Origin of the sequence: Vibrio sp. SCSIO 43153, assembly GCF_023716625.1 — a bacterium.
Lineage (GTDB): Bacteria > Pseudomonadota > Gammaproteobacteria > Enterobacterales > Vibrionaceae > Vibrio > Vibrio rotiferianus.
The window spans coordinates 2,571,320-2,596,361 of the sequence record NZ_CP071855.1; the positions used below are offsets into that span (position 1 = coordinate 2,571,320).

Annotated in this window: 18 protein-coding genes and 1 riboswitch; of the genes, 8 read left to right on the forward strand and 10 right to left on the reverse strand. The window is 46.4% G+C overall.

Annotated elements, in window-relative coordinates; genetic code table 11:
- Positions 1-4 precede the first annotated feature (4 nt).
- The 4 genes from csdE to J4N37_RS12370 all read right to left on the reverse strand — a co-directional run bounded on the left by csdE (position 5) and on the right by J4N37_RS12370 (position 3,179).
- Positions 5-433: a cysteine desulfurase sulfur acceptor subunit CsdE gene (csdE, locus tag J4N37_RS12355; protein WP_038864626.1), complete on the reverse strand. Its 429-nt coding sequence runs from the start codon at positions 431-433 to the stop codon at positions 5-7.
- A gap of 21 nt (positions 434-454) precedes the next feature.
- Positions 455-1,264 carry a tRNA cyclic N6-threonylcarbamoyladenosine(37) synthase TcdA gene (tcdA, locus tag J4N37_RS12360; protein ID WP_005427322.1) on the reverse strand — a complete coding sequence of 270 codons (810 nt, stop codon included), beginning with the start codon at positions 1,262-1,264 and terminating at the stop codon, positions 455-457.
- 102 nt (positions 1,265-1,366) lie between these two features.
- Complete coding sequence (mltA, locus tag J4N37_RS12365) at positions 1,367-2,470, reverse strand: murein transglycosylase A (protein WP_252041056.1); 1,104 nt, start codon at positions 2,468-2,470, stop codon at positions 1,367-1,369.
- Positions 2,471-2,732: 262 nt separating this feature from the next.
- Complete coding sequence (locus J4N37_RS12370; RefSeq protein WP_252041058.1) at positions 2,733-3,179, reverse strand: DUF2850 domain-containing protein; 447 nt, start codon at positions 3,177-3,179, stop codon at positions 2,733-2,735.
- Between the two features lie 164 nt (positions 3,180-3,343).
- Here J4N37_RS12370 and argA point away from each other — a divergent pair, with 164 nt between their 5' ends.
- Complete coding sequence (gene argA / locus J4N37_RS12375; RefSeq protein WP_252041060.1) at positions 3,344-4,681, forward strand: amino-acid N-acetyltransferase; 1,338 nt, start codon at positions 3,344-3,346, stop codon at positions 4,679-4,681.
- 261 nt (positions 4,682-4,942) lie between these two features.
- A complete protein-coding gene (locus J4N37_RS12380; RefSeq protein WP_010449872.1) occupies positions 4,943-5,131 on the forward strand; it encodes a hypothetical protein in 189 nt (62 codons plus the stop codon).
- Between the two features lie 44 nt (positions 5,132-5,175).
- Here J4N37_RS12380 and J4N37_RS12385 read toward each other — a convergent pair whose 3' ends face one another.
- From J4N37_RS12385 to recC, 4 genes are all read right to left on the reverse strand, one after another.
- Entirely contained in the window at positions 5,176-5,556 is a 381-nt protein-coding gene (locus tag J4N37_RS12385) for a hypothetical protein (RefSeq protein ID WP_171357125.1), read from the reverse strand.
- Between the two features lie 160 nt (positions 5,557-5,716).
- Complete coding sequence (recD, locus tag J4N37_RS12390) at positions 5,717-7,894, reverse strand: exodeoxyribonuclease V subunit alpha (RefSeq protein ID WP_252041062.1); 2,178 nt, start codon at positions 7,892-7,894, stop codon at positions 5,717-5,719.
- Complete coding sequence (recB, locus tag J4N37_RS12395; RefSeq protein ID WP_252041064.1) at positions 7,894-11,532, reverse strand: exodeoxyribonuclease V subunit beta; 3,639 nt, start codon at positions 11,530-11,532, stop codon at positions 7,894-7,896. The genes recD and recB overlap by 1 nt, the downstream gene beginning before the upstream one ends.
- Positions 11,533-12,097: 565 nt before the next feature.
- Positions 12,098-15,574, reverse strand: a complete 3,477-nt coding sequence (recC, locus tag J4N37_RS12400) for an exodeoxyribonuclease V subunit gamma (RefSeq protein WP_252042139.1) — start codon at positions 15,572-15,574, stop codon at positions 12,098-12,100.
- 359 nt (positions 15,575-15,933) lie between these two features.
- Between recC and J4N37_RS12405 the strand changes: the two genes are divergently transcribed.
- Positions 15,934-17,751 (forward strand): DUF3413 domain-containing protein, encoded by a 1,818-nt coding sequence (locus J4N37_RS12405; protein WP_252042141.1) that lies wholly within the window; start codon positions 15,934-15,936, stop codon positions 17,749-17,751.
- A 63-nt stretch (positions 17,752-17,814) separates the two neighbouring features.
- Here J4N37_RS12405 and J4N37_RS12410 read toward each other — a convergent pair whose 3' ends face one another.
- Positions 17,815-18,789 carry a TDT family transporter gene (locus J4N37_RS12410; protein WP_252041066.1) on the reverse strand — a complete coding sequence of 325 codons (975 nt, stop codon included), beginning with the start codon at positions 18,787-18,789 and terminating at the stop codon, positions 17,815-17,817.
- Positions 18,790-18,900: 111 nt separating this feature from the next.
- On the opposite strand from J4N37_RS12410, the gene J4N37_RS12415 reads away from it, so the two are divergent.
- From J4N37_RS12415 to dapD, 5 genes are all read left to right on the forward strand, one after another.
- Positions 18,901-19,818 carry a LysR substrate-binding domain-containing protein gene (locus tag J4N37_RS12415; RefSeq protein WP_252041067.1) on the forward strand — a complete coding sequence of 306 codons (918 nt, stop codon included), beginning with the start codon at positions 18,901-18,903 and terminating at the stop codon, positions 19,816-19,818.
- 147 nt (positions 19,819-19,965) lie between these two features.
- Positions 19,966-20,265 (forward strand): YebG family protein, encoded by a 300-nt coding sequence (locus tag J4N37_RS12420; RefSeq protein ID WP_005380208.1) that lies wholly within the window; start codon positions 19,966-19,968, stop codon positions 20,263-20,265.
- A 156-nt stretch (positions 20,266-20,421) separates the two neighbouring features.
- A riboswitch (Fluoride riboswitch) is annotated at positions 20,422-20,497 on the forward strand.
- Between the two features lie 258 nt (positions 20,498-20,755).
- Positions 20,756-21,448 carry an iron-sulfur cluster assembly scaffold protein gene (locus J4N37_RS12425; RefSeq protein ID WP_005386501.1) on the forward strand — a complete coding sequence of 231 codons (693 nt, stop codon included), beginning with the start codon at positions 20,756-20,758 and terminating at the stop codon, positions 21,446-21,448.
- A gap of 23 nt (positions 21,449-21,471) precedes the next feature.
- Complete coding sequence (locus J4N37_RS12430; protein WP_171357119.1) at positions 21,472-22,455, forward strand: GGGtGRT protein; 984 nt, start codon at positions 21,472-21,474, stop codon at positions 22,453-22,455.
- Positions 22,456-22,779: 324 nt separating this feature from the next.
- The gene (gene dapD / locus J4N37_RS12435; RefSeq protein WP_171357114.1) at positions 22,780-23,811 is read left to right on the forward strand and encodes a 2,3,4,5-tetrahydropyridine-2,6-dicarboxylate N-succinyltransferase; all 1,032 of its coding nucleotides are present in this window, start codon (positions 22,780-22,782) and stop codon (positions 23,809-23,811) included.
- Between the two features lie 141 nt (positions 23,812-23,952).
- On the opposite strand, the gene glpQ is transcribed toward dapD, so the two are convergent.
- Positions 23,953-25,008 (reverse strand): glycerophosphodiester phosphodiesterase, encoded by a 1,056-nt coding sequence (gene glpQ, locus J4N37_RS12440; RefSeq protein ID WP_252041070.1) that lies wholly within the window; start codon positions 25,006-25,008, stop codon positions 23,953-23,955.
- Positions 25,009-25,042: the final 34 nt, after the last annotated feature.

Below are 25,042 nucleotides of genomic sequence, written 5' to 3' on the forward strand. Positions count from 1 at the left end.
GCAATTACTGAGCCTGTGTTTTGATCTGCTCAACAATCGCTTTCAAACCGTTGCCACGCGATGGGCTTAGATGAGCAATTAAACCCAGCTTTTCAAAGTAAGCATCAATATCAAACGCTTGAATTTGCTCTGCTGTTTTGCCGTCGTAAGCTGCCATCACCAAGGCAATCAGGCCACGAACGATACGCGCGTCAGAATCAGCGCAGAAGTGCCATACGCCTTCTTGCTCTTTGCTCACCAACCACACTAGGCTTTCACAACCAGATACCGTAACTTGTTCTGATTTAAGCTCTTCAGGCATTTGAGGCAGCTTTTTACCCCATTGAATCACCTGACGGTAACGGTCTTCCCAACCTTTAAATTGCTGCATGGTTGCGGCGATGTCTTCACTGGTGATGTCAGTGCCAAACGGCGAAACAGGGAAATCAGTCATGATGCGCTCTCTTCTTTGAATTTACTTCTTATGCTTTTGAATCAGCTTTTCAACGATGCGAGATACCGCAACAAAACCGAAAGTTGCTGTTACAACCGTCGCTGCGCCAAAACCACTCGCACAGTCCATTCGTTTTGGACCTTCTGCTGTCGATTTCACGCCACATACTGAACCATCTGCTTGTGGGTACTTCAATTGCTCGGTAGAGAACACACAATCGATACCAAACTTACGCGCTGGGTTTTTCGGGAAGTTATGATGGCGACGCAACGTATCTTTGATCTTCTTCGCCAATGGATCCTGGATAGTCTTGGTCAGATCCGCCACCATGATTTGGGTTGGATCGATTTGACCACCAGCACCGCCTGTCGTGATCACTTTGATCTTGTTGCTACGACAGTAAGCCAGTAGAGAGGCTTTTGCTTTTACGCTATCGATCGCATCCAACACGTAATCGAACTCTTTGCTCAAGTACTCGTGCTGGTTATCTGGCGTGATGAAATCGTCAATCAGATTGACCTTACATTCAGGGTTAATCAGCTTAACGCGCTCTGCCATCACTTCAATTTTACTTTGACCAACCGTGCCTGTCATCGCATGGATTTGGCGGTTAATGTTAGTCACACACACGTCATCCATATCAATAAGTGTCAGCTCACCAATACCAGTACGTGCCAGCGCTTCTACCGCCCAAGAACCTACGCCACCAATACCAATCACGCACACGTGTGCGGCACGAAGAATTTCTACTTCGCTGTTACCGTAGAGACGACGAGTGCCACCAAAACGTTGGTTGTAGCTGTCAGATGCCGGAGTATCGAGTTCACGCATATTGAAGTTCCAGATGATCGATAGAAAAACAAAGAGTGCGATTTATACGCACTCTTTGATGAAATGTCTAGATGATGAGAGGCGATTCCTCTCGCTAGGCGCTTATTGTAACTTCTCTGGCGGCAAAGCCCAAGGTGCTTGCGTTGGGGTATTTTCCAGACCGAGTTTCCACACACGACCAAAGTGCTTGTAGTGACCCGCTTCTGTGCCAGCACGTGGTCCCATACCGTGGTAAAGGTCAAGATGGTTTTGCTTCACCGCACCGCCAGTGTCTAGCACAATAAGAAGACGAAGCTGATGTGCCCCGCTCCATGTACCGTCTTTATTAAGCAATGGTACTTCAGCTAGGATTGGTGTACCCATAGGTAGAATTGAGCGATCACCTGCAACCGATGCCATTGGTAATAGAGGAATACCTGCTGATCCCGTAACTGGCGCATCCGCTTGCGGCGCAAAGAAGACATAAGAAGGGTTTTGCTCTAGCAATTCACGAACTGCCGCCTCATCATTTGCCATCACCCACTCTTTGATTGCCTTTAATGACATCTTTTCACGTGGCACTTCACCACGATCAATCAAAATACGACCAATGCTTACGTACGCTTTGTTGTTCTTGCCTGCGTAAGCGAAGTATTCCAGCGTATCGTCATCTTTAAAATGAACAAAGCCGCTGCCCTGCACTTCCATCATAAACGGATCAATCATATTTGGTGCGTAGCCAAGCTCAAGGCCTTGCCCCTCTAATGCACCGTTATAAATCTCTGCACGAGTCGGACAGTCCGAGCTGCAAGTCGGCTTGCCATAAACTGGGTACTTAAACTTAGCATTTGGCTCGTGACGCAATTCCATCACTGGTGAGAAATAACCCGTGAATAACACATTACCCTTTTTGTCACCGCCCCCAAGTTGAGCGGCCTGAATGCCGAAAGCACTTAACGCTGTGGTATCACCACTTTGCAACGCCCACTCACTCAACTTCTCGTAAAGTGGTTGGTACATTTTTGCCATTGAAGGCGACTTGGTTACAACTTGCTCTGCTTGCTTGTTGAACTCAGTAAAGTCTTGCGGCTTGTTAGATTCAACCACATTCACTTCATTGAGTATGTTGGTAAATTCACCATCCAGATATTGTTGAGCACGATCTGTTGGTTGAGCACAGCCAAAGAGAAGGCTTAACGTCATTAGAGGTAGGAGTTTTTTATGCACGGAGGATTTCCACAGTTAAATATAGCGAAAGGATGACAAACAAATACCTACGAAGCAATTGAAAAGCTGCGACAAAGTGTATCAACAATGAGCGAATGCACGAGCGCCTCGTACAGTTCATCAACCAAATATATTTATAGCAGAGGAAAATAAAGGAAATGTCCAAGCAATGTTTGATATTGCAGATCCAGTAAACCAGAGAAAATTACTTCGACAGATGTTAAACCATCGCTTCCATGCGATGAACAAGTGGTTCGGAGTTCTAGCGTAGAGACAAGTCGCTTTTGCCTTCTAAACGGAAGACTGGCAAATAATGCGCATTTGAGTCCAACTTCATTTCAGTATGATTTTGTCCCACGAATTCAAACTCTCTTACCTTAGAGCCCACCTTATACGAAAAGGTTTTACCGTCAAACTCAAAATCAGTGGCTATGGTAGAGCCCTGAACGATGATGCCCCTTTCACTGACAATGAACTCTTCACGAGCGTAAGGCGCAACCTCTTGCTCAATCCACTTACCATAGATAAGAGACTTTGGTACCGGCTTATATACAAAACGACCAATCAAGTCTCCATAAACACCAATAACAGCAAGCGTTCCGACTAAGGCAATAAACATCAGTGCACGTTCAATCCACTTACGGGTATTGGTTTTTTTCTGAGTTGGCTGTTCGTTAATAGCAGCGTTTTTTTTCGCTAAAGAAGACATCACACTTTCTTACTTTGAAACCACACACACATTCTACTCTTTTATAGTAAAAAGAATAAAGAGTGAGCAAATTGATGTTTGCTCTTTGTTCCAAAAAAACACCTTGCCAACAATTGAATAAAAAGACAATATTAGAGCATAAATAAACACAAGGAATGGCTGTAGTGAAAATTCGTAGTACTGCTCTAGTTAAAGGATTCCGTCAATCCACACCCTATGTGAACGCCCACCGTGGTAAAACCATGGTCTTAATGTTAGGTGGAGAGGCGGTTGCGGATAAAAACTTTGGCAATATTATCAATGATATTGCGCTTATGCACAGTCTAGGAATTAAGATAGTACTTGTTTATGGTGCTAGGCCACAAATTAATCAGCTACTAGAAAAACAAGACCTTACAACGCCGTACCACAAAAATGTTCGAATCACAGACGAAGCTGCACTTTCGGTAGTTATGCAGGCAGCAGGGCAACTACAACTGGCTATTACCGCACGTTTGTCGATGAGCCTCAATAATACGCCGATGGCAGGAACACAACTTAACGTCGTGAGCGGTAACTTTGTGATTGCTCAGCCCCTCGGAGTGGATGACGGTATTGATTATTGCCACAGTGGTCGTATCCGTCGAATCGATACCAATGCTATCCATCGCACACTCGATCAAGGCTCAATTGTACTGCTTGGCCCTATTGCCAGCTCTGTGACAGGCGAGTGTTTTAATCTGCTCTCTGAAGAAGTTGCCACTCAACTAGCGATAAAACTAGGCGCAGATAAACTTATTGGCTTCTGTTCAGAGCAAGGTGTGATTGATGACAATGGCAACGCCGTCGCGGAGCTGTTCCCTATCGAAGCAGAACATGTCATTAAAAATCTGACCGAGAACACCTCGCCGGACACCGACTATAACTCCGGTACATTACGTTTTCTTAAAGGCTCCATTGCCGCATGTCGTGCAGGAGTGCCGCGAAGTCACCTGATCAGCTACAAAGTGGATGGCGCGTTAATTCAAGAGCTTTTCTCTTTCGATGGCATCGGTACCCAAGTCGTGATGGCCAGTGCCGAACAGGTGCGCGAAGCCGATATCGATGACATTGGCGGTATCCTAGATTTGATCCGTCCACTAGAAGAGCAAGGAGTCTTAGTGCGACGCTCACGTGAGCAACTTGAGCAAGAAATTAGTAAGTTCACCATCATAGAAAAAGACGGTTTGATAATAGGCTGTGCGGCTTTGTATCCATATATCGAAGAACGCAAAGCAGAGATGGCCTGTGTTGCAATTCACCCTGACTATCGAGATGGAAACCGAGGACTACTACTGCTCAACTATATGAAGCATCGCTCAAAATCAGACTGCATTGACCAGATTTTTGTACTGACTACCCACAGCTTGCACTGGTTCAGAGAGCAAGGCTTTTACGAGGTGAATGTTGATTACCTACCTGTAGTAAAACAGGATCTGTATAACTTTCAGCGTAAGTCAAAAATCCTAGCGTTGGATCTTTGAACCACATGATCAACTAACACAAACCGTTCAATTAATGTGCAAACCATTACATTAAAATTGAATGAATATTTATCGTTGATTTATTCATCTGGTTGGCTATACTTTGCGCCAATGCGGTCAAAGTTTAACCGCTAAGGATCTAGGTGAGAGAACTCTCTCCACCCTAAAATACTCAGCATTAATTACGTTTCTGCTGAGTATCCGTATATCAAGGACAGCTGTTTATCTGACTTTTATTAAAGCCGAGAAGAGCACTGTTATATGAGAACTATTATTTGTAATTCGCTGCAAAGCTTTTGGGATATGGCTGATAATCATTTTCTAGAAGGCCTAGATGTGCATTGTGTGTTCCCTGTTAATGATGCCATCAGAGAGTTCATCTTAAGCTACCAAAAACAGTACAACATTAAGAGCGTGTCATTTACCAACGCTTTTAGTAAAGCCAGTTGATAGAAGAAGACCGAGCATCATGCTCGGTCTTTTTGTACGTACGTCTAGTGAATAAACATCATTATTAAGGTGGAACAAGTTACGAAGATAATCATCAGCAATATTGTCCAATACACTAGGCTTGTCATAATCAGCCACGGAGGACTTACGCTGCGAATATCGCTCAGCCCTCTTTTCCGACTAAGTCGAGGAAACGCGATAGCCGCAAGCAGTCCCGTGCCATAAATAAGCGCTCCAAAATGAAAACCTGAACTGATCGCTCGCTCAACTTCAGAAAAGTGTCGCTCATTGAAAGCGTACTGCTTTACATTTTTAGGGGTCAAGAAAACGAGAAAGGCACCTAGCACCACAAACCAAATAAACAACGCAGCACCTGAAACAAAAAAAGCGATAAATGCGATACGTACAAGCCAGGAAAAATCCACGAGCACACCTCATTCGACATCAAAGCTCAAACAATATCGAAGAAAAAGCATGGGGTTCAAACCAGGTCGAATTACTTGGACATAAAAATGGCGGGATTACGACCCGCCACATAAAAACATATTCAGTTTATGAAAACTTCTCACTTTTGAATGACTAAACTCAATTTCTAAGTCGCTCAACCAACCCACTTGCTCGAGTGGTTTTCACTTTAATACCGCGCTTGAGGACATTCATCTCAGCGTACATCGCAAGGCGTTTCTTCGCGCGAGTAATACCTGTGTAGATCAGCTCACGAGTGAGGATTGGACTGAAGTCTGGCGGCAAAATCATCAGCGTGTATTCAAACTCACTGCCCTGTGATTTATGAATGGTCATCGCATATGCGGTTTCATGCTCAGGGACTCGGCTTGGCAGCACCGACTTCACGCTGCCATCCGGTAGTTCAAAGAACACTTTAAGACGCGGCTCTCCTTCGCTGTCGTCTCGCATACAAATGCCGATATCACCGTTATACAACCCCAAGCCATGATCATTACGCGTGACCATCACTGGCCTACCGTGATACCAAAGTTCATCTTGGGTTTGAATCAGCTTACGTGCCGCGAGTGCTTTTTCAATGCGTTGGTTTAAACCGGTCACACCAAAGTCACCTTCACGGATGGCACACAATAGTCGGCATTGATTAAAGGTATCCAACACGGCTTTGGCTTTGCGGGTCAGCGTTTCTGGTTCTCCTGTCTTTTGGTCAATCTCTTGCTGTCCGATGCGTTTCAGGTAACGACCATATTCAGTAACCAAGGTCTGCATCATCTGATTGTAGTTTTGACTGCTCAGTGCAAAATGCTCGATATCAGCAAAATCACGATTCCAAACGTCGTCTACTTTTGCGGCTGAGCCAACGTTGACCGCTTTCGCTAGCTGACCGATACCAGAACGGGCATCGAATCGGTAACTCTTTTGCAGCATACATAAGCTATCGGCAATCGAAGCATTACTGTTGGTGCTGTAAGCCAAGGTGTCAAAACCCGTTAACTTCGCGACCGCAGACGCCTGCTCTTTGCCAAAGCCAAATGCGTGGAACGAACAGATATCACCGAGCACCGCACCTGCTTCTACCGACGCCAACTGGTCTTTATCTCCCAGTAGAATCAAACGCGCATGCTTTGGTAGCGCATCGACGACTTTGTACATCATCGGCAGATCGACCATAGAGGCTTCATCCACTACTAAAATATCGAGGTGCAGCGGATTTTGCTTGTTGTGACGAAACTCTGCACTGTTCGGGATCGCGCCCAACAGGCGATGCAAAGTGCTCGATTCGGTTGGAATTTTCGCTTTAAGCTCAGGCTCCACTGGCAACTCTTGAATCGCTTTACCAATAGACTCCGTCAATCGCGCTGCCGCTTTACCTGTTGGCGCCACCAGCTTGATGGTGAGGTTTTTCTCTTGTCCTGCTTGCTCAATCAATGCGGCAAGCAGTTTGGTTACCGTAGTGGTTTTACCCGTACCCGGACCACCTGAAATCACCGCAAAACGACGCGTCAGTGCCACTGCAGCTGCGACCTTCTGCCAGTTAACACAAGCCGATAATGGCACAAGCTTGTCCAGCACTTGTAGATCGTGAACTTGTTTAACTTGGCAGACTGCCGCATCAATGGCTGCCCAATCGAGACTGTCTACGGTAGCCACATCCAAATGGTCACAGACTAGCTGCTGGCGTAACACTTGATTGCTGGTTCCTGCCTCTGCCGCTTTGGCAAGTGCATTGAACAGAAAGTGGTACTGACGAGCGAATAAATGATGCAGCAACTCAGACAAACGTGTGAACTCTTGAGGCTGTAGGTTTACAGCCGCACTGAGTTGATTGAGTTTGTCCGCCAACGTCACTTCATAGTGCCAGTAACGATGCAAGTAGAGACGCTCACCATCAAACATCATTGGCAAGGCTTCACCTTGAGCACCAACCAAGGCTGACGCTTGCAAAAGCTCAACCCAGTTAACGCCTTGCAGCTGAGTATTAAGCGCTAACGCAGACTCCCCAAACAGACCAAGCTTACTGGCAAGGTCTGCTGGTTGCCCTTGGCCATCAAACAAAGGCAAACAGATGTGTCCTTTCCCCAGTTCACTGCTGAGCACGCCAGCAATAAAAGCCAGTTCTTGGCTGTTCGCTTGTTGCTCAACTTGCGAATAGATAAAGCGCGCGAACTGGAAATCCAATTGGCGAATCGCTCCTTTTTTTGCCAACGATTCTAAAGTTGCCAATAGATCTCGTGTTGCCGCTAGATCTTTTGTTGCCAGAGGGCTGCTTTGCTCAGAAAGAAGATCATTGGTTTTCATCAAATTAACTCCATCTGACCCGATTCACTGGATCGCGTGTCAGGTGCTTGACCATCAATCAAATGATCCATCTCTTGTAAAAATTCAAAGGTTGGCTTGGCGGAAAAAATACCATGATCACTTTGTCCATCCATACCACGCAAGAACAGGTAATAAACGCCGCCAAAGTGCTGTTCATAATCATAATTTAGCAATCTACTGCGTAAGAAACGATGCAGCGCCAAAGCGTAGATTTGGTATTGCAGATCATAGCGATGATCCGCCATCGCCGACTTCAACGCATCACCATGATAATGGAACACATCATCGCCTAAGTGGTTCGATTTCCAGTCGAGGACGTAGTATTTGCCTTGGTGCTCAAACACCAAGTCAATAAAGCCTTTCAACATGCCTTGCACGGTTTGGAAACCCAGATCGCCCGCTTTGGCAGAGAGCGGATCATGACGTTGAATCACACGGTTCAATGCTGGTGCAGACAGCACTTCAATCGGCAGTAAGAATTCCATCTCAACCAAACGTTGCGCCGGACCTTTCTGATTGAGCAGCAGTGCTTTGCTATCCAAAGGCGTTGCCAGCACGGTATCAATCAACTGTTGCAGGATTGGCAACCACTCTTCATCAAGCTGCTCACTTTCCATTAAACCGAGGATGATTTGAGTGTTCTCTTCCGTCGTCGCAGGTTGAGTAAACTCAATTTCCTCAAATAAGCTGTGCAGGAAGGTACCCGGGCGTGCGCCACGTGGGAAGTTGAAGATAGAGCGTTCTGGCTCAACCAATTCCGCTTCATCTTGCTCTTCTGAAGAATCGATATCAAAGCCGGTGATTTCAATCGTCGCGTCATGTTCAGCATGATGAGAGCCTTGCTTAACCAAGCCCGAGTAACTGGTGATGCGCCAGTTTCTATCAATCGGATTTTGCAGCTCTTTGGCAGTCAACGCTTCTAACTCGGTTTGCTCCGCAACATACATCTCATCGTGCTGCTTTGGAGGCTCACAAATCACCACGTTATCGAGATTCTCTTGTTGCTTCTTCAATCCTACAAACAGGTCGTTGATGCCGCCTTCTTGACCATTTTGCACCAAATAACCAATCGCACTGTGATGCACACCGGTTGGCTCTTTGGTTGAGCGACCATTGCGCAGTGGTGAAGCACCAATAAAGCAGGCATACACGGCACGCGTTAGCGCTACATAGATGAGGCGTAAATCTTCAGCAAGGCGTTCTTTATCTGCCTGTTTTAACGACGCATCATTGCCCGTGATATCAAGTACGGTGCGATCGTTCTCAGCGTCGTAGTATTTGGCTTCACTCGCTTCTCGGTAACCAAACACAAATGGCAGGAAGACCAAGTCATATTCCAGACCTTTGGATTTGTGAATAGTGACGATTTGCACCAAGTTACGCTCTGATTCCAGACGCTGAATTTGGTCATCGCTGCCACCCAACCCGTGCTCTGCATCGCTGATAGATTGTGCTAACCAACGCAGCAAACCGTGGTCGCTGTCTAATTCGTTGCTCGCTTGCTGCAATAGCTCACCAATGTGCATCAGATCGGTAAGCACTCGCTCACCGTTTTCGCTTTGTGAGCTCGCCCCTTCTTCTAGCAGACGCTCAGCAATATGACGCTTGCTGATCACTGCACGCAGCATAGGTAGCACGCCACGCTGCACCCAAAGTTTGCGGTATTCTTTGAACTCGTTAACCGCATTTTCCCACACGGTTTCGTCGTTATTGAGGGCGTCTAAACTTGCCGCATCCAAAGCGAACAATTCTGATGCTAGGCTGGCGCGCAGCGCTCTGTCGTTTTCTGGCGTTAATACCGCTTGCAGCAAACGCTGTAAGTCTTGTGCGACGGAACTGGTAAACACACTATCGCGGTTGGACAAATACACACTAGCAATGCCTTGGTCTGCTAACGCCTGTTTGACCATGCGACCTTCGCTACCCATTCGCACCAATACTGCAATGTCGCCCGCTTTAACTGGCTTTTGCTTTTCGCCATTAACCAGACACGCTTGGCCTTGTTGCGCTGCGGTCAAAATGGTTTGAATTTGGCTCGCTGCCGCCTCTGCCATGGCGGTGAGGTATTCACCTTTTGGCAATGGTTTATCTTCCGCTTCTTGCAGCCAATAAGTCAGCGCAGGTTGCTTTTGACCACCTATAGTCCAAACGCGTTTGTCGGCACTTGGGCTGTAATCCACGGAGTGGAATGGAATGTCCGAGTCGTAAATAAACGGGCTATCTGGCAGAGCAAAAATCTGGTTCACTGCCAGTACCATATCGGCACTTGAGCGCCAGTTGGTTCCAAGCGTGTAGTGAGCACTAACTTGGTTACGAGCCTTGATGTAAGTGAAGATATCCGCCCCACGAAAGCCGTAAATCGCCTGTTTCGGGTCACCGATCATAAACAAACCGCACTCAGGATTATTCAAATAAATGCGACTGAAAATACTGTATTGCAGTGGGTCGGTATCTTGGAATTCATCGATCATCGCAACCGGATAAAGCGTTCGAATGCGCTCTGTCAGTAGGGCGGTTTCATCGGTATCAATTGAGGCAGAAAGCTGAGTCAGCAAGTCATCAAATGACAACCATTGCTTCTGATTTTTTGCTTTTGCCAGCATCACGCGACAATGCTCAATCGCATGCGCTAATAATGGCGCTCTTAAGCTTATTGGGTTGGCAAGAAAAGCTTCAATCGCCTCAAACACTGGGTGCTGTGGCGCAGTGCCTTTCGGCGTTTTCTCAAATAACACATTCTGCGCGAACTTCTCCAACTTATCTGGATAGTCATAGCCCGTGGTTTCTGTCGCAGCCCAAGCGTTGACCGCTTCTAGCCACGTCGGTAAAGACTTTTTGGTGTAGCTGCGCTTGTTGACGTCGGAATCAGCAATCAGTGCGAGGAAATCCTCTTGGCTATCACGCCACTGGCCTTTCAAAGCATCAATTTGCTTTAAGTTTTGCTCATGCAAATCGGCAAGGCTACCTTGCATTGCAGGGACAGAGAGACTTAGCGGTGCACCCGTGAGGTAGTTGCTAATGTCATACAATAGATCCGATGGCGAACCCCATAGTTGGCGTACTTCTCCCGCCAAAGCAAATGGCAGCGGGTAGAAGTTACGACGCCAGTAATCGGCAACCACTTGCGCTTTAAGATGGCTTTCGTCCGTTACAAATTCATTATTGAAACGGCTACCGGATTCGAATGCGTTTTGCGTCAGCATGCGTTGGCAGAAACCGTGAATGGTGTACACCGCTGCTTCATCCATTTGGCGTTCCGCTTGCAATAGGATCTCAGCGGCTTGCTTATGATCCTCAATTTCTTCCAACAAAGGTTGAATCACAGGATCTGAGCTTTGTCCGCGAGCGAATGCGATCCTCGCGTCGTGAATACGCGCACGAATACGATCACGCAGCTCCGCCGTTGCAGCTTCGGTAAAGGTCACCACCAGAATTTGATCCACGGTCAACTGCACGCGGTGCTTCGTATCGGCAGTGCCATGCCCTAGTAGGAGTCGCAGATACAAACCCGCGATGGTAAAGGTTTTACCCGTACCCGCCGATGCTTCAATTAGCCTTGCACCATGCAGTGGAAAAGTCATGGTTTGCAGTGGAGTTGGAACTGACATTTGCGCCATAACGCTGAATCTCTCCGGATTATCGACTGATCGAACTGTGATCTATCGTTAAAAATTCTATTAATATGTCTAATAGGTTGGAATATTTAGACCTTTGTGGGATCTCACTCACGGTTATCATTACGGAGTACCGTTAGTATGCGCCTCACGAAATAAGCCAAGCCTTTCAGGCAGCTACACTCAAACGAATCATGGTCCCTCTGACCTTGTGGCCGTACAGCGAACGCCCTACAAAAAATAATGATTTTCTGGCGGCCACCCTACTCTCTTCTTTGTCTAAATAATCCAACTTATTCTTATACCCAAGTGACTTCAAGATACAGGATTCAGAGCGTTGTCACTGATTCCCTGTTTATCGAAAATAAGCAAGGAAAACAACGCTGTGTAATAGATTGCTCTTTCCAAGTTGTTTGACGATGAAATTGCTTCAGTGACACGCTCCCGAAGGGCGAGTTGTCTTGGCTCGTATACTTCGTTGACGATTTTTAATTTAGAGCCACTAGATCTTCAAATCATCGCCTCGCCTACAAGCCAAGTCAATCTCGCTGAACCAAGCATCTTGAGGTTACTTGGGTATACTTTCAGCATCCATCGCCGTCAATCTTGCGCCTTGAAGAACCAATGCAGTCAGTGTGCGAACTTCTGCTGCAAGCTCATCATTCCAAGCAGACCAAATACGCGAAATATACGCATTGTTTCCTTCGCCTGGGCTCATGTAACCATCATTGAATGCGTCCGCCATTTTCTTCAGCGACTTCTCTTCGTCATCAGCCCAGTGGCCACGACTAAAGCCCGCCTCGACACACGCCAGTGCTGTTTTCGGGAAATATGGTAATGGCTTGGTCATGCCTTCAAAAAACAGACGTACTAATTCAGAAAGTAGCTGTTTCGCTTGCGCAGCGTCTGCCATTGCTGGGTAAACCAAATGCACCGCGCCTTCCTTGCGGTCATAGCCGATAACGTGAGTCTTTCTAGCGTGACCAGAGGCAGACATAGCAAGATGATCAATCCATGCAGCAAGGTAATCCTGCGCACGAATTTTACCGCTGCGGTAGCGAATCAAACCGGACTGATAGCATTGAGTCAACCAACCAGTTAGACGGATGTTTTTTCCTTCACCAAGCACATCGAAGGTAAGGTCGATTTCTAAATCGTCTTGCGGCGCACCGGACAAAAACGCCAACTTATCCACCAGCTCTTCCGCTTGCACACGGTTGGTTTCAAACTCGATATCACCAAATGCGCCAACTGGTAATTTGCCCTGTGCGCGTTGCTCACTCATAAAGTGCTTGAGTACGTCTGCTTTTGCGGACGGTTGAGTAATAGCGGTTTCGAGTAAGGTTTCTAGTAGCTCATCACGCATTTGATAGCTTTCTAAACCGCCTAATACAAAGGGCTCATCGTCTTCCATCACAGGCAATGGCGGCTCGAACATCACTTTCAAACGGCGGTTAAAGAAATACTGAACTGGCAAACGCCAGAAACGTTGTAATTCCACCAAGTCCAATTCGATTGGGAAGGTTGCGCCAAGTAAGTAATCATCCAATGCGCGGTTAAACTCGCCACGAGCATGACCTTGCGATTGATTGCTTTGGGTCAACGCAGCCGGAATCCACTCCTTAGCATAGCTTGAGTGAGAACCTTGGAATGCGCTTGGGCTAAATGGCACCATGGCATGCACATTCACTAACTCATTAAGTAGTTTATCTCCGGAGTCATCGACAGGCTGTTCTTGATCGCCATCTAGGCAGTAGTTCTGATGGCAATATTCCATCAATTCAGACACCAGAACAGACGGCACTCGTTCGGTGTTATCTTGAATAGAACGCCCAACGTAGCTGATGTACAAACTTTGCTGCGCAGACAGCACGGCTTCTAAGAATAGATAACGGTCATCGTCTCGGCGTGAACGGTCCCCCGGTTTAGTGCGCCCTGTCATTAAGTCAAAACCTTCTGGTGGCATTGAGCGCGGGTAAACACCATCGTTCATACCAAGCAGACACACGGTTCTAAATGGGATCGAGCGCATCGGCATCAGAGTACAGAAGTTCACTTGTCCGGCAAGGAAGCGCTGGCTGACCCGTGTTCCTGACAGCTTGTTTTGTAGATACTGGCTAACAATAGAAGGCGACAAGGCATCATCAAATGCCGCATCGGTTAGCTGTTCTTTCAGTTGGCTCAAGGTATCTCGAATGGACTTAAGCGCCATTTCCCCTTCTAGCTCAACGGAGAAGAAGTCATCCAACATCGCCACCAAGGTTTCACGCCATGCATCAATCGACTGAACATGGGAAAGTTTGCGGCGATATTGGCTAATTTTTTGAATAAAGTGAGCTAACTTACCGGCAAGTTCTGCGCCCATGCCTTGCACTTCATTGTATGGCGAGAGGCTACCTTCTTGCGCTTCAAACAAACCGGCAGATTCTGGCATCGCGTAACCTAATAACATACGCTGAATACCAAATTGCCATGTGTTTTGGCGTGTTTCTGGCAGTTCAAATTCGCTGCCCGTATGGCTATCTAGCCCCCAGCGAATGCCGGATTCTTCCACCCATTGTTTGGCTTGAAGGAAATCATCTTCGCTGAGATCGAATCGCTTCAAAATCGCCGGCGTTTCTAACAGCTCAAGTAATTCAGAAGCCAAGCAACGTGTATTCGGTAAATTAACAAGTTGCATGAAAGCCGCCAAAATTGGGCTTTCTTGATCGGCCGTTCGGTCTGAAATCGAGTAAGGAATAAATCGCTCACCCGGCGCATTGCCGAACACCGCCTGAATCGCAGGGCTGTAGGCATTGATGTCTGCCACCATGACAATAATATCGCGCGGTTTCAGTGTCGGATCAGCATCGAACATTGCCAAAAGCTGATCGTGTAACACTTCCACTTCTCGCATTGGGCTGTGGCAAGAGTGCAAGCTCAGGGATTTATCACCCAAACTCACCACTTGTTTGTGCTGGCTGCTGTCGATTTGCTCGTCGTCTTGGTGCTCTTCTAAATTAAGAATGTCGGCTTGAAGTTGATGGAGCAGACTGTCGCGCTCGACATCAACAAAAGCTTCAATCTCATGGGATTCGAGCTGCGACAACAGATACATGTTATCGCGTCCAAGTTTACCCATCGACGCCAACAAGCTGTTACCCACCACATCGGTATGCAGCTCATCCACCACGTTTTCTTCTAGTGAACCTTTTAACTGCTCACTCTCACCTTGTACTTCAGAATGGTCTTCTTGCCAGACCACGTGCTGACGATGTTTTGCTGCCAAGCGAGCTAGGAATTTACGGTCGCGTACCTCACCCCAGTAATAACGACAAGGGTTGGTAAACATCAAGTGCACATCAATGTGTTCACCAATGGCTTTGAGCGCATCCATGTAACGTGGCGGTAGTGAGGAGATGCCAAATACAAACAGACGCTTCGGCAGATGGTCAAAGTTACCGTTGAAGTTTTCTAGCGTATCAATGAAGTGCTCATACAAATTGGCACGATGGTAAGGCGATTGCTCCAAAATGACGGTGTAATCGTACAGTGCCTGCCATAAAATCGGCTGCCATGGGTGTTCATCTTCAAGTTCAGGCACCGTTTGCCCCGCTTCCCAGCTTGCAATCCATTCTGGGCGATACACCAAATAGCCGTCGAAGATATCGGCAATTTTCTCTGCCAGTTGATACAGTTTGGAGTTGTCACTGTCGTCTTGAAGATAACGAGCCAAAGGTTCGAATGACGCTTCGTTCAACAAACCCGGAAGCAAATGCATCAGCTTCCACGTCATGGCTTCTTTGTTGAAGGCACTGCGCTTTGGCACATCAGCCAATACTTGGGTAAACATTTCCCAGATAAAGGTCGCTGGCAGCGGAAACTCTAGGTTTGCCGCAACACCAAACTCTTTCGCCAATTCCATTTTCAACCACTGAGACATACCTGGGCTTTGCACCAGAATTTGCTCTTTCTCGAATGGGTTTTCTAATGGGTTGATGCGAATTAGTTCAACAAGAAGTGATTTGAGAACATCGACCTGATTGGAGTGATAGACAGTAAACAAAGTAAGTGCACCGAATGCCAATGGAAACTGCTAGCAAGCTTAGCACAGCCGCATTTATTCCTAGAGCGATCTCGATAGCTTAAATAACAAAAGGTTAGAGAACACTCAAACTCTGCGCAAATAACCAGCAACTGACATTTGTAAGCGACACCTTACATGCAAATACAAAGTGTGACATTAGTCACAAGTATTTCATGATAAAAAACACTGTTTTATAATCATCACAAATTTCTATAACAATCCCCATCATGTTGAACATCGGTATGAAGCTCACAAAGGAAGGCGAAATCGCTTCTCTTTCCAGCAGCTATCCACTTCACATTCAATTAAATGGGCGAAAAATACTGGAATATCAAAGTATGTTGCGCAAACTTTCATCTAATAGCGCTTGGTTGATGGCATTTTTTGCTTGCTTTGCTCTATATCTATCGATCGCTTGTTACCCGTTTTTGTTGTCGAATAGCCAAGCAGAACCGCTCACATTTCTACAAGAATACTACTTAATCGCCACACAGCTAGGCTGGCTGGGTTTGATTACTCTGCCACTGATGTTGAGTTGTTTATTGCTGTCCTTTTTGCCGACACGCATGTTCAAAGCCGTTGTGATTGCGGTGGCAATCGCACTCTTGATCATGTTGAAAGTCGATATCCTCGTTTTCCAGCAATATAAACTGCACATCAACGGCCTACTGATCCGCATGTTCTTTGAAGGTGGTCGTGACGTATTTGAAATCTCTTGGATGAGTTGGCTGATCTTCATTAGCGATATTGCATTACTGGCAATCGGCCTCGCATTTACCGTTTGGCTGAGCAATAAGATGGCACATAGTCGCGCTAAGTTTGTGCTAATAAGTGTGTGGTTTGGCTTGTTACTTAGCACTCAGGCAATCCACGCATACAAAAATGCGCTCTACGATAACGAAGTCAGCCAGTTTTCGAATAACTGGCCTCTTTACTATCCATTGACGGCACGCAAATTCATCTACAGCCACAACTTAGTAGACGAAAACACGGCATCACATAACCGCGTTGAACTGAAGAACGTTGAAAGTGGTTCGCTTAACTACCCGCTGACACCCATTGAGGTCGAGCGCAGAGACACACAGCCGAACGTCCTATTCATTCTAGTTGATGCATGGCGCTACAGCGATGCAACGCCAGAAATCATGCCTAATGTCAGCAAGTTCGCCGAGAAAACGGTCAATTTCACTCAACATATGAGCGGTGGTAACTCGACTCAAGCAGGTATTTTTAGCCTATTTTACAGCTTACCAGCGACTTATTGGGATAGCTTTTATGCCAGCCAGCGCTCCCCTATATTCCTCGATGCTCTGCAAAATCAAGGCTATCGAATGGGCATCTTTGGTTCAGCGCCATTAACTAGCCCACCTTTGTCACGTACCGTTTTTAAAAAGGTGAAAGACCTCACCCTAAAGCAAACGGGTGAAACACAAGTCGCGCGTGATCAGCAAATCACGGAAGAGTTTATCCAGTTCCAGCAACAGGAAAGTGATAAGCCGTACTTTGGCTTCTTGTTCTATGATTCAGCCCATGGCACAAGCTTTCCTGAACCAGAATTCGCTAAGTTCAAACCTTACTGGGAGCGCGTCGACCATATTCTTCTGAATAATGATTTCGATGCATCGCTTTACCACAACCGCTATAAAAACTCGTTGTACTTCATCGACAGTCTGATTGCGAACGTGCTAAAGAATATAGATCTGGAGAACACCATTGTCGTGATCACTTCAGACCATGGAGAAGAGTTTAACGACCATAAAAAGAATTACTGGGGTCATACGGGTAACTACAGTAATACACAAGTTCATGTGCCTTTATATGTGTTTCTGCCAAACCATCAACCAGAGCAAATTCAATACCGAACCACACACTTTGATATCGTTCCAACTTTGATGAACAGCCTATTTAATGTGAAAGGTGCTACTGATTCATACAGCGTTGGACACGATCTATTTGATAGCCATATATCTCGTGATTGGTACATCGCAGGTAGCTACTACAACTACGCTTTGGTGGGGAAAGAGACCATGTTAGTCGTGAACCCTGGCGGACAATCCCAACAGCTTGATAAACGCCTCAACGTTGATAGGAAGCATCAGGTGCCCGTTAGCGTAATCCAGAACTCGTTGAATGAGATGTCTCGTTTCTATAACTAAGGATAAGAAAAAGCCTCTTGGCGAGAGAGACCAAAAGGCTTTTTTTGCTTATGCATATTTTATTTATGCATGATGTGCTGTCATTAAGCGTGGTTGAATCAGCAAATTATTAATGTATTGCAATGCTACATAAGTCACTACGATTGTCGCCACTATCAACTCAATGCCAGCTAGACCACGAACTTGTTGTACATAGTGTGCAGCTAGACCATTTGCTTCCATCCAATTTGCAGTTTTGAATAGAGCTGTCGCACCAATCACCATTGGGAAGGTAAACGCTGCATAGCCTGGACTAAATGGCAGTCTTAGCAGTTTAAAGAAGGCTAAGTAGATGATGGCTGTCATCAATACTGCGATACCAAACAATAGAGCAATAATCACTGGTGAAGGCGTTGCGGTTACGGTTAGATAACCTGCCAGCGATAGGCTTGCTGGAGCAGCCAAGATTGCCATGGTTGGTTTTGCTGCATCTGGAATTTCATGGGTGAACATGAAACGGTAGATCATGATTGGTAACATCACGGCATACGCAACCATACCGAATACCAAAGCACCATGCGCAATTGGTGCAAGCACTGGATTACCAGAGAAAGACACATCGGCAACGATGATACCCACAGGCGGTACGAACCAGCTTGGCACCATGTGGTGTAGCTCGAAGTCTTTCGCACGGTGGTATAAAAAGCTCGCAAGGAACACGATATGTAGAGCTACCGCTACTAACCAAAGCACGTCACCTGCAACAGGGAAAAGGTGCCCTAATGAGTTTGAAACCACCATGGTTCCCATTGCGAAAGTCGGAACGACACTACCCACCACAGGGTGCGCAAGATCTTGTCTTAACAAGTGATTGTGAAAAAGAAATTTAACTGCCAAGATTGCTAACAACACGCTTGCAATACCTGCGCTAATCCACTGTCCATAGCCATTTAATTCGGCGAAGTTTTCCCAACTCCAACCTAAGCTCGCAATACCAAGAGCCAGACCCGCCATTGGGGTTGGTGCTCCCATTACTTTTGCTTTTGTTCTTTGAATCATTACGACCTCAAATCTAGGCTAACTTTCTATGGGGTGTATATTACTCTTGCACTTCGTTCCAATATATCTAATTATTTAGAACTAACGTTCAGATTTACTTAACGGAATATCATGCCTAGTCATATCTCTCTCAAACAACTGAAAGTTTTTACTACAATCACTCAGCACAAAACGCTGACAGCAGCTTCAGAAAGTCTGTTTCTTTCTAAAGCGGCCGTGAGTATGGCGCTGTCTGAGCTAGAGAAACAAATTGGTCATCACCTATTTGATCGAGTGAACAACCGTTTGATTCTCAACCAAGAAGGACAAAAACTTCTACCCCTCGCGGATGAACTCCTCAACCGAGCTCGGGATATTGAGAGTGTGTTCGATGGCGATCAAACCCTATCGGGGCTTTTACGTATCGGCGCCAGTGACACCATTGGCAACCAAGTCGCGCCTTATCTGCTAAGTGATTTCCGTCAGGATACCAATCATCAGTCACAGAGTTTGTTCATCTCTAACTCAGCGCAGATTTGCGACATGTTGATCGCCTACGAGCTCGATATCGCACTCATTGAGGGCAAGACCATACACCCAGAGCTGGAGTCAACGCAATTCAGTGAAGATGAAATGTGTGTGATTTGTCCACCGGATTACCCTAACTTCGATGAAGGGCCAATCAGCCTAAACGAACTCGAAGACACAGAATGGATTCTGCGTGAGGCGGGTTCTGGCTCTCGAGAGTTCTTTATGCGCGCCATCGCTCCGCGCCTAGAACACTGGCATGAGGCTTTTCAACTCAACACCACCGAATCGCTGATCAATTCGGTATCTGCCGGACTTGGCCTAGGTTGTTTATCACGCCTATCTGCTGAACCTGCAATTCGCGATGGTCGTGTGAAAATGCTCAACATGCCACTGGATATGAAGCGTCGCTTCTGGCTGCTACTCCACAAAGAGAAGTATCAAAACCCGCTATTGCGCACGTTTATTGAGTTCTGCCAAGATTGGGAACGCCCAGAGAACCCACACCTTAAAGATGACTAGTTCAAGATAGGTAGTTCAAGGCAGATAGTTCAAATGCTGGTCACTTAGTTGTACACGGCTCTCATTCTTAGGCTTGTCGCTAGACTTAACTGGTCAAAAACTGTATAAAAAGCCAGTATAAATTAATCAAGTTAGAGGACCAACACCATGGCTGTAATCGTCAAGTACGTGGTAGAACGCAATGGAGAAGAGAAAATGACTTTTACCTCTAAAGCGGAAGCTGACGCATACGACAAAATGCTGGATATGGCGGACGAGTTATTCTCACTGCTAGGTAAAAGTGAACTTCTAGAAGACGAAGGCAAGCAAGAAGATCTTGCAATGTTCCTTGCGCAGAACAAAGAAGAAGTGCTTTACGCTCTGGGTGCAAAACGTAAACCTGCACCAAAAAAAGCAAAGAAGCTTGAAGCTGTTGAAGAAGATAGCGAGCAAGAAGACGCTGCATAAGCCTCTAATTTGTTTCGAGAAAACGTCGCATTATGCGGCGTTTTTTTATGCCATTCATTTATCGCCATATATCTCTAGCAATATAAAGAACCGATTTAATATCCCAAATTACTCTAAATTTCATGTTGCAGATTAGTGTGACTTAGATCTAATCTAATTGCACACGGTGATGGGGTGCCACCGGAATCGAAAGATTCGAACCGCTTTTAAAGCTAATGACTCCTACAGAAACGAGAACAGGTCAGCCCTGTTGGAAATGCTTTACCAATGTTGTTAAAGCAAGAGTTCTGTAGTGAGCAATTCAACTCTTCTCCAACCCCGCTCCTGTTTTCTCAAAATTAAAAAGATATCCAAAATAGTTGTTAACTCAACAAGGCGACAAACGCATGAGCCTCCTGAACATAGTTTTTCTATTTGATGGAGCGAATAAGAGCAGTCAACGCCGTTGAGTCTGACCAATATGCTGGATATCGTACACTGGGAAAACATTATGCAATACTCACACGAAATCCAATCAATGTGCCCGATTCAACGCGGCGATCTTCATGCATCTGCACCGATCCCTGTTGAAGGCGCAATGATCAATCCAAAAGACGTTATCGCGATTTCTGGTCTTAGCCACGGTGTTGGTGCTTGTGCTCCTCAACAAGGCGCAGCAAAACTGACCCTTAACGTCAAAAACGGCATCATCGAAGAAGCTTTGATCGAAACGATCGGCTGTTCAGGCATGACTCAATCAGCCGCGATGGCCGCAGAAATCCTAACTGGTAAAACTATTCTTGAAGCACTGAATACCGACTTGGTATGTGATGCTATCAACGTCGCGATGCGCGAAATATTCCTTCAATTTGTTTACGGTCGTACTCAATCTGCTTTCTCTGAAGGCGGCTTGGAAATTGGTGCGGCACTGGAAGACCTTGGTCAAACTCAACGTAGCCAAGTGGGTACTAGTTACTCAACTAAAGCAAAAGGCGTGCGTTACATGGAGTTAGCAGAAGGCTACGTAACAAAACTCGCGTTAGACGAAAACAAAGAAGTGATTGGTTACCAATACCTCAACCTAGGCAAGATGATGAAAGCCATCAACGAAGGCGTATCTGCAGCAGAAGCCGCAGACAAAGCAACGGGGACTTACGGTCGTTTTGACGAAGCCGTAACGACCATCAACCCACGCCAACAATAATTGCCACCAAGAGGAAAGAGATTATGAACACTCCAATTACTGAATCTGTACGTCGCACATTAGACGAAATGCAACTTTCTTCTCTGGAAGCGGCTTACCAATACTGTATGGATCGTGGTATCGACCCTAAAGCACTAGTGATGGACACTCAACCTATCGCGTTTGAAAGCGCTGCTGATGCCTACACACTGGGCACTGCTTTGGCGATTTTCCGCGGTGCAAAAACAGCAGAAGAAGCTGCAAACATCATCGGTGAAGGCCTTCAAGCCTGCACAAAACCGGGCAGCGTAGCAGAGCAACGCCGAGTGGGTATCGGTCATGGTGCATTGGCGGCTCGTCTATTGAATGAAGAAAGTGGCTGTTTCGCTTTCCTTGCCGGTCATGAGTCATTCGCAGCGGCAGAAGGCGCAATCAAAATCGCATTGAACGTCAACAAATCACGCAAAAATCCGTTGAAAGTGATCCTGAACGGTTTGGGTAAAGACGCCGCTTACCTCATCTCACGCATCAATGGTTTCACTTACGTACGCACTCAATACAACTACCAAACTGGTGAGTTAGTGGAAGTAGAACGTCGTCGATTCTCGCAAGGTCCACGTGGTGAGATCCTTTGCTACGGTGCAGACGATGTGCGTGAAGGCGTAGCTATCATGCATAAAGAACAAGTGGATGTGAGCATCACAGGTAACTCAACCAACCCGACTCGCTTCCAACACCCTGTAGCAGGTATCTACAAAGCGGAACGTAACCGTGAAGGCATGCCTTACTTCTCTGTGGCATCAGGTGGTGGTACTGGTCGTACTCTACACCCAGATAACGTGGCGGCGGGTCCTGCATCTTACGGCATGACCGACACTATGGGTCGCATGCACGCCGATGCACAATTCGCGGGTAGCTCTTCAGTACCCGCACACGTAGCGATGATGGGCTTCATCGGTATGGGCAACAATCCAATGGTAGGGGCAACGGTTGCACTTGCAGTAGAGGTCGGTGAGCTAAGCCTCTAAATCGATTTATCGCTTTACTATCCAAAGCCAGTAAATCCAACAAACCCAGTGTAGGGGGAGTGACTTCGGTCCTCCCCTTATTTTTTGCGATGCGCCCTTCTCCAACTTCACTGTGTCTCTGCCCAAAATCGGTCTGATAAGGCTTTTGCGACACATTTCTCATCAGACAAACATATCTCTAAAAAGACAAAAGGTATCCATCTACAGACTTTCTCCATTTCCCCTCTTTAAACTCCCGAACACTCTCTTTATGATGACTGACAACTTAATTATTTCTTGTCAGTGAACAGACGAGACACAAGACTCAACACATGGAGATCAACTATGGCTTTCTTCTCTCTAGCCTTTGGTACGGCAACTAAAAACCGCGACGGCAAAATCATCGAAGCGTTTTTCCCAAACCCAGTTCTTGACCCAAGCGAAGCGCTTGTTAACGCACTAGCAGCAGTAGCAGGTTACGAGCAAGGCAACCAAGCTATCGAGATCTCTGCAGCACAAAGCGCAGAACTGGCAGCAGCATTTGAAGCAAACGGCGATGCTGCAAACGCATCATTCGCAGCAAAAGCAGCAGAATCAGCACAACCACTTGTACTGGTTATCCTTGCAACTGACGAGCAGCCACAAAGCGTTGCTGAAGGTTTCCTAAAGCTTCAACTTATCTCTAACCGCCTAGTTCAACCACACGGCACGGTACTAGACGGCATCTTCGGTCTACTACACAACATCGCATGGACTAACGAAGGTCCAATCGATCTACCTGAACTAGCAGAGCGTCAAATCGAAGCTCGCCTAGCGGGTCGTGCACTAAGCGTAGATTGCGTAGACAAGTTCCCTAAAATGGTGGACTACGTGGTACCAACTGGTGTTCGTATCGCTGACACTTCTCGCGTACGTCTTGGCGCACACGTTGGCGAAGGCACAACGGTAATGCACGAAGGCTTCATCAACTTCAACGCGGGTACAACTGGCGTGAGCATGGTTGAAGGTCGTATCTCTGCTGGCGTAGTGGTTGGTAACGGCTCTGATATCGGCGGCGGCGCATCTATCATGGGCACGCTATCTGGCGGCGGTAAAGTTGTGGTTTCTATCGGTGAAAACTCGCTACTAGGCGCGAACGCAGGTCTTGGTTTCCCAATGGGTGACCGTTGTACTATCGAATCAGGTCTATACGTAACTGCTGGTTCTAAAGTACGCATGCTAGATTCTGCTGGCCAAGAAGTAGAAGTAGTGAAAGCACGTGATCTTGCTGGTGTTTCTGACCTACTGTTCCGTCGTAACTCTGTAACAGGTCAAATCGAGTGTCTTGCAAACAAGAGCGCGGTTGAACTGAACAGTGAACTGCATAAAAACAACTAATTCATTCGTGAATTAGCCCTACGAAAAATCCCCCAGCAGGAAACTGTTGGGGGATTTTTTATTGCCTGATAGATGGCACATTGTTACGACATGGCGTGTGACGTAATACTGAGAACTTCAAATACTCAGCTTTTTAGAATTTTACTTGTTCAGAAAGTTCACTGCTTTATCTGGGAAGTCAGTAAACAAACCATCCACTTTCACCTGATTGTAGAAGATGTCCATCATGCCATCGAAGCTGTCGGTGTAAGCAGGAATACGCCCTGGGTCCGCGCGGAAAGTATAAGGATGCACTTGCAAACCCGCCTCTTTTGCCGCTTTCATCAAAGGTTTGATGATGATGTTATCCTTGGTTGATTTATCATCCACCAACATTGGCTTCCAAGGACCGATCCCTTCCGCGTATTCCGCGACCTTCTTCATACCATTGGTTTCAAACATCCAGTCATAACTGTATGGTGTTGCCTTGTCGCCTTTGTACTCCATAGTCTCATTCCAATCGGTGTAAGCCATGAGCTGAACGAGCTTTAAATCCATGTCCATCGCAGGCATGAGTTCACTGTTGATGCGCTGGAGTTCATTGGCATCGAAACACTGAAGGTATACTTTGTCGTCTTGCGAGTCGTAGCCGTACTGTTTTAAAACTTTAAGCACCGCTTTTGAGATGTCTTTACCTTCATGGCGATGGAACCACGGCGCTTTGATTTCCGGGTAAATACCGATGTCATAACCCAGCGTTTTGTTTAAGCCTTGGATCAGCTCAATCTCTTCAGCAAAAGTAGGTACGGTGAAGTCTGATTTCCACATTGGGAATCGTGTCGGATAGCCAGCAACCTTGTTACCTTTATCATCAATGTTAAAGCCTTCAGTGACTCGCAATGATTTGATTTCTGCCAACGTGAAATCAATCGCGTAGTAACGACCATCTTTACGAGCACGATTTGGGAAACGCTCTGCCACATCGGTCACGCGATCGAGATAGTGATCATGTAATACGACAAGTTGATCATCTTTGGTCATCACCACATCTTGCTCGATGTAATCTGGTTTCATTGCGTATGCTAACGCTTTTGCTTCTAACGTATGTTCTGGTAGATAGCCGGATGCGCCACGGTGCGCGATAACAAGCGGTTGTGCAATTGCTCCAGCGGAGATGCTCAGAGCGAGAACCGTCATGCAAACTGACGTTGTTTTCATTGTTATTTCCTTAACTTATTTGAAGGGGCAGTAT

Bases quoted from the DNA above. Each gene is read 5' to 3' on its own strand.
- csdE (WP_038864626.1), bottom strand. From the start codon at position 433: ATGACTGATTTCCCTGTTTCGCCGTTTGGCACTGACATCACCAGTGAA.
- tcdA (WP_005427322.1), bottom strand. From the start codon at position 1,264: ATGCGTGAACTCGATACTCCGGCATCTGACAGCTACAACCAACGTTTT.
- J4N37_RS12370 (WP_252041058.1), bottom strand. From the start codon at position 3,179: ATGTCTTCTTTAGCGAAAAAAAACGCTGCTATTAACGAACAGCCAACT.
- J4N37_RS12380 (WP_010449872.1), top strand. From the start codon at position 4,943: ATGAGAACTATTATTTGTAATTCGCTGCAAAGCTTTTGGGATATGGCT.
- recD (WP_252041062.1), bottom strand. From the start codon at position 7,894: ATGAAAACCAATGATCTTCTTTCTGAGCAAAGCAGCCCTCTGGCAACA.
- recB (WP_252041064.1), bottom strand. From the start codon at position 11,532: ATGGCGCAAATGTCAGTTCCAACTCCACTGCAAACCATGACTTTTCCA.
- J4N37_RS12405 (WP_252042141.1), top strand. From the start codon at position 15,934: ATGTTGCGCAAACTTTCATCTAATAGCGCTTGGTTGATGGCATTTTTT.
- J4N37_RS12410 (WP_252041066.1), bottom strand. From the start codon at position 18,789: ATGATTCAAAGAACAAAAGCAAAAGTAATGGGAGCACCAACCCCAATG.
- J4N37_RS12415 (WP_252041067.1), top strand. From the start codon at position 18,901: ATGCCTAGTCATATCTCTCTCAAACAACTGAAAGTTTTTACTACAATC.
- J4N37_RS12420 (WP_005380208.1), top strand. From the start codon at position 19,966: ATGGCTGTAATCGTCAAGTACGTGGTAGAACGCAATGGAGAAGAGAAA.
- J4N37_RS12425 (WP_005386501.1), top strand. From the start codon at position 20,756: ATGCAATACTCACACGAAATCCAATCAATGTGCCCGATTCAACGCGGC.
- J4N37_RS12430 (WP_171357119.1), top strand. From the start codon at position 21,472: ATGAACACTCCAATTACTGAATCTGTACGTCGCACATTAGACGAAATG.
- dapD (WP_171357114.1), top strand. From the start codon at position 22,780: ATGGCTTTCTTCTCTCTAGCCTTTGGTACGGCAACTAAAAACCGCGAC.
- glpQ (WP_252041070.1), bottom strand. From the start codon at position 25,008: ATGAAAACAACGTCAGTTTGCATGACGGTTCTCGCTCTGAGCATCTCC.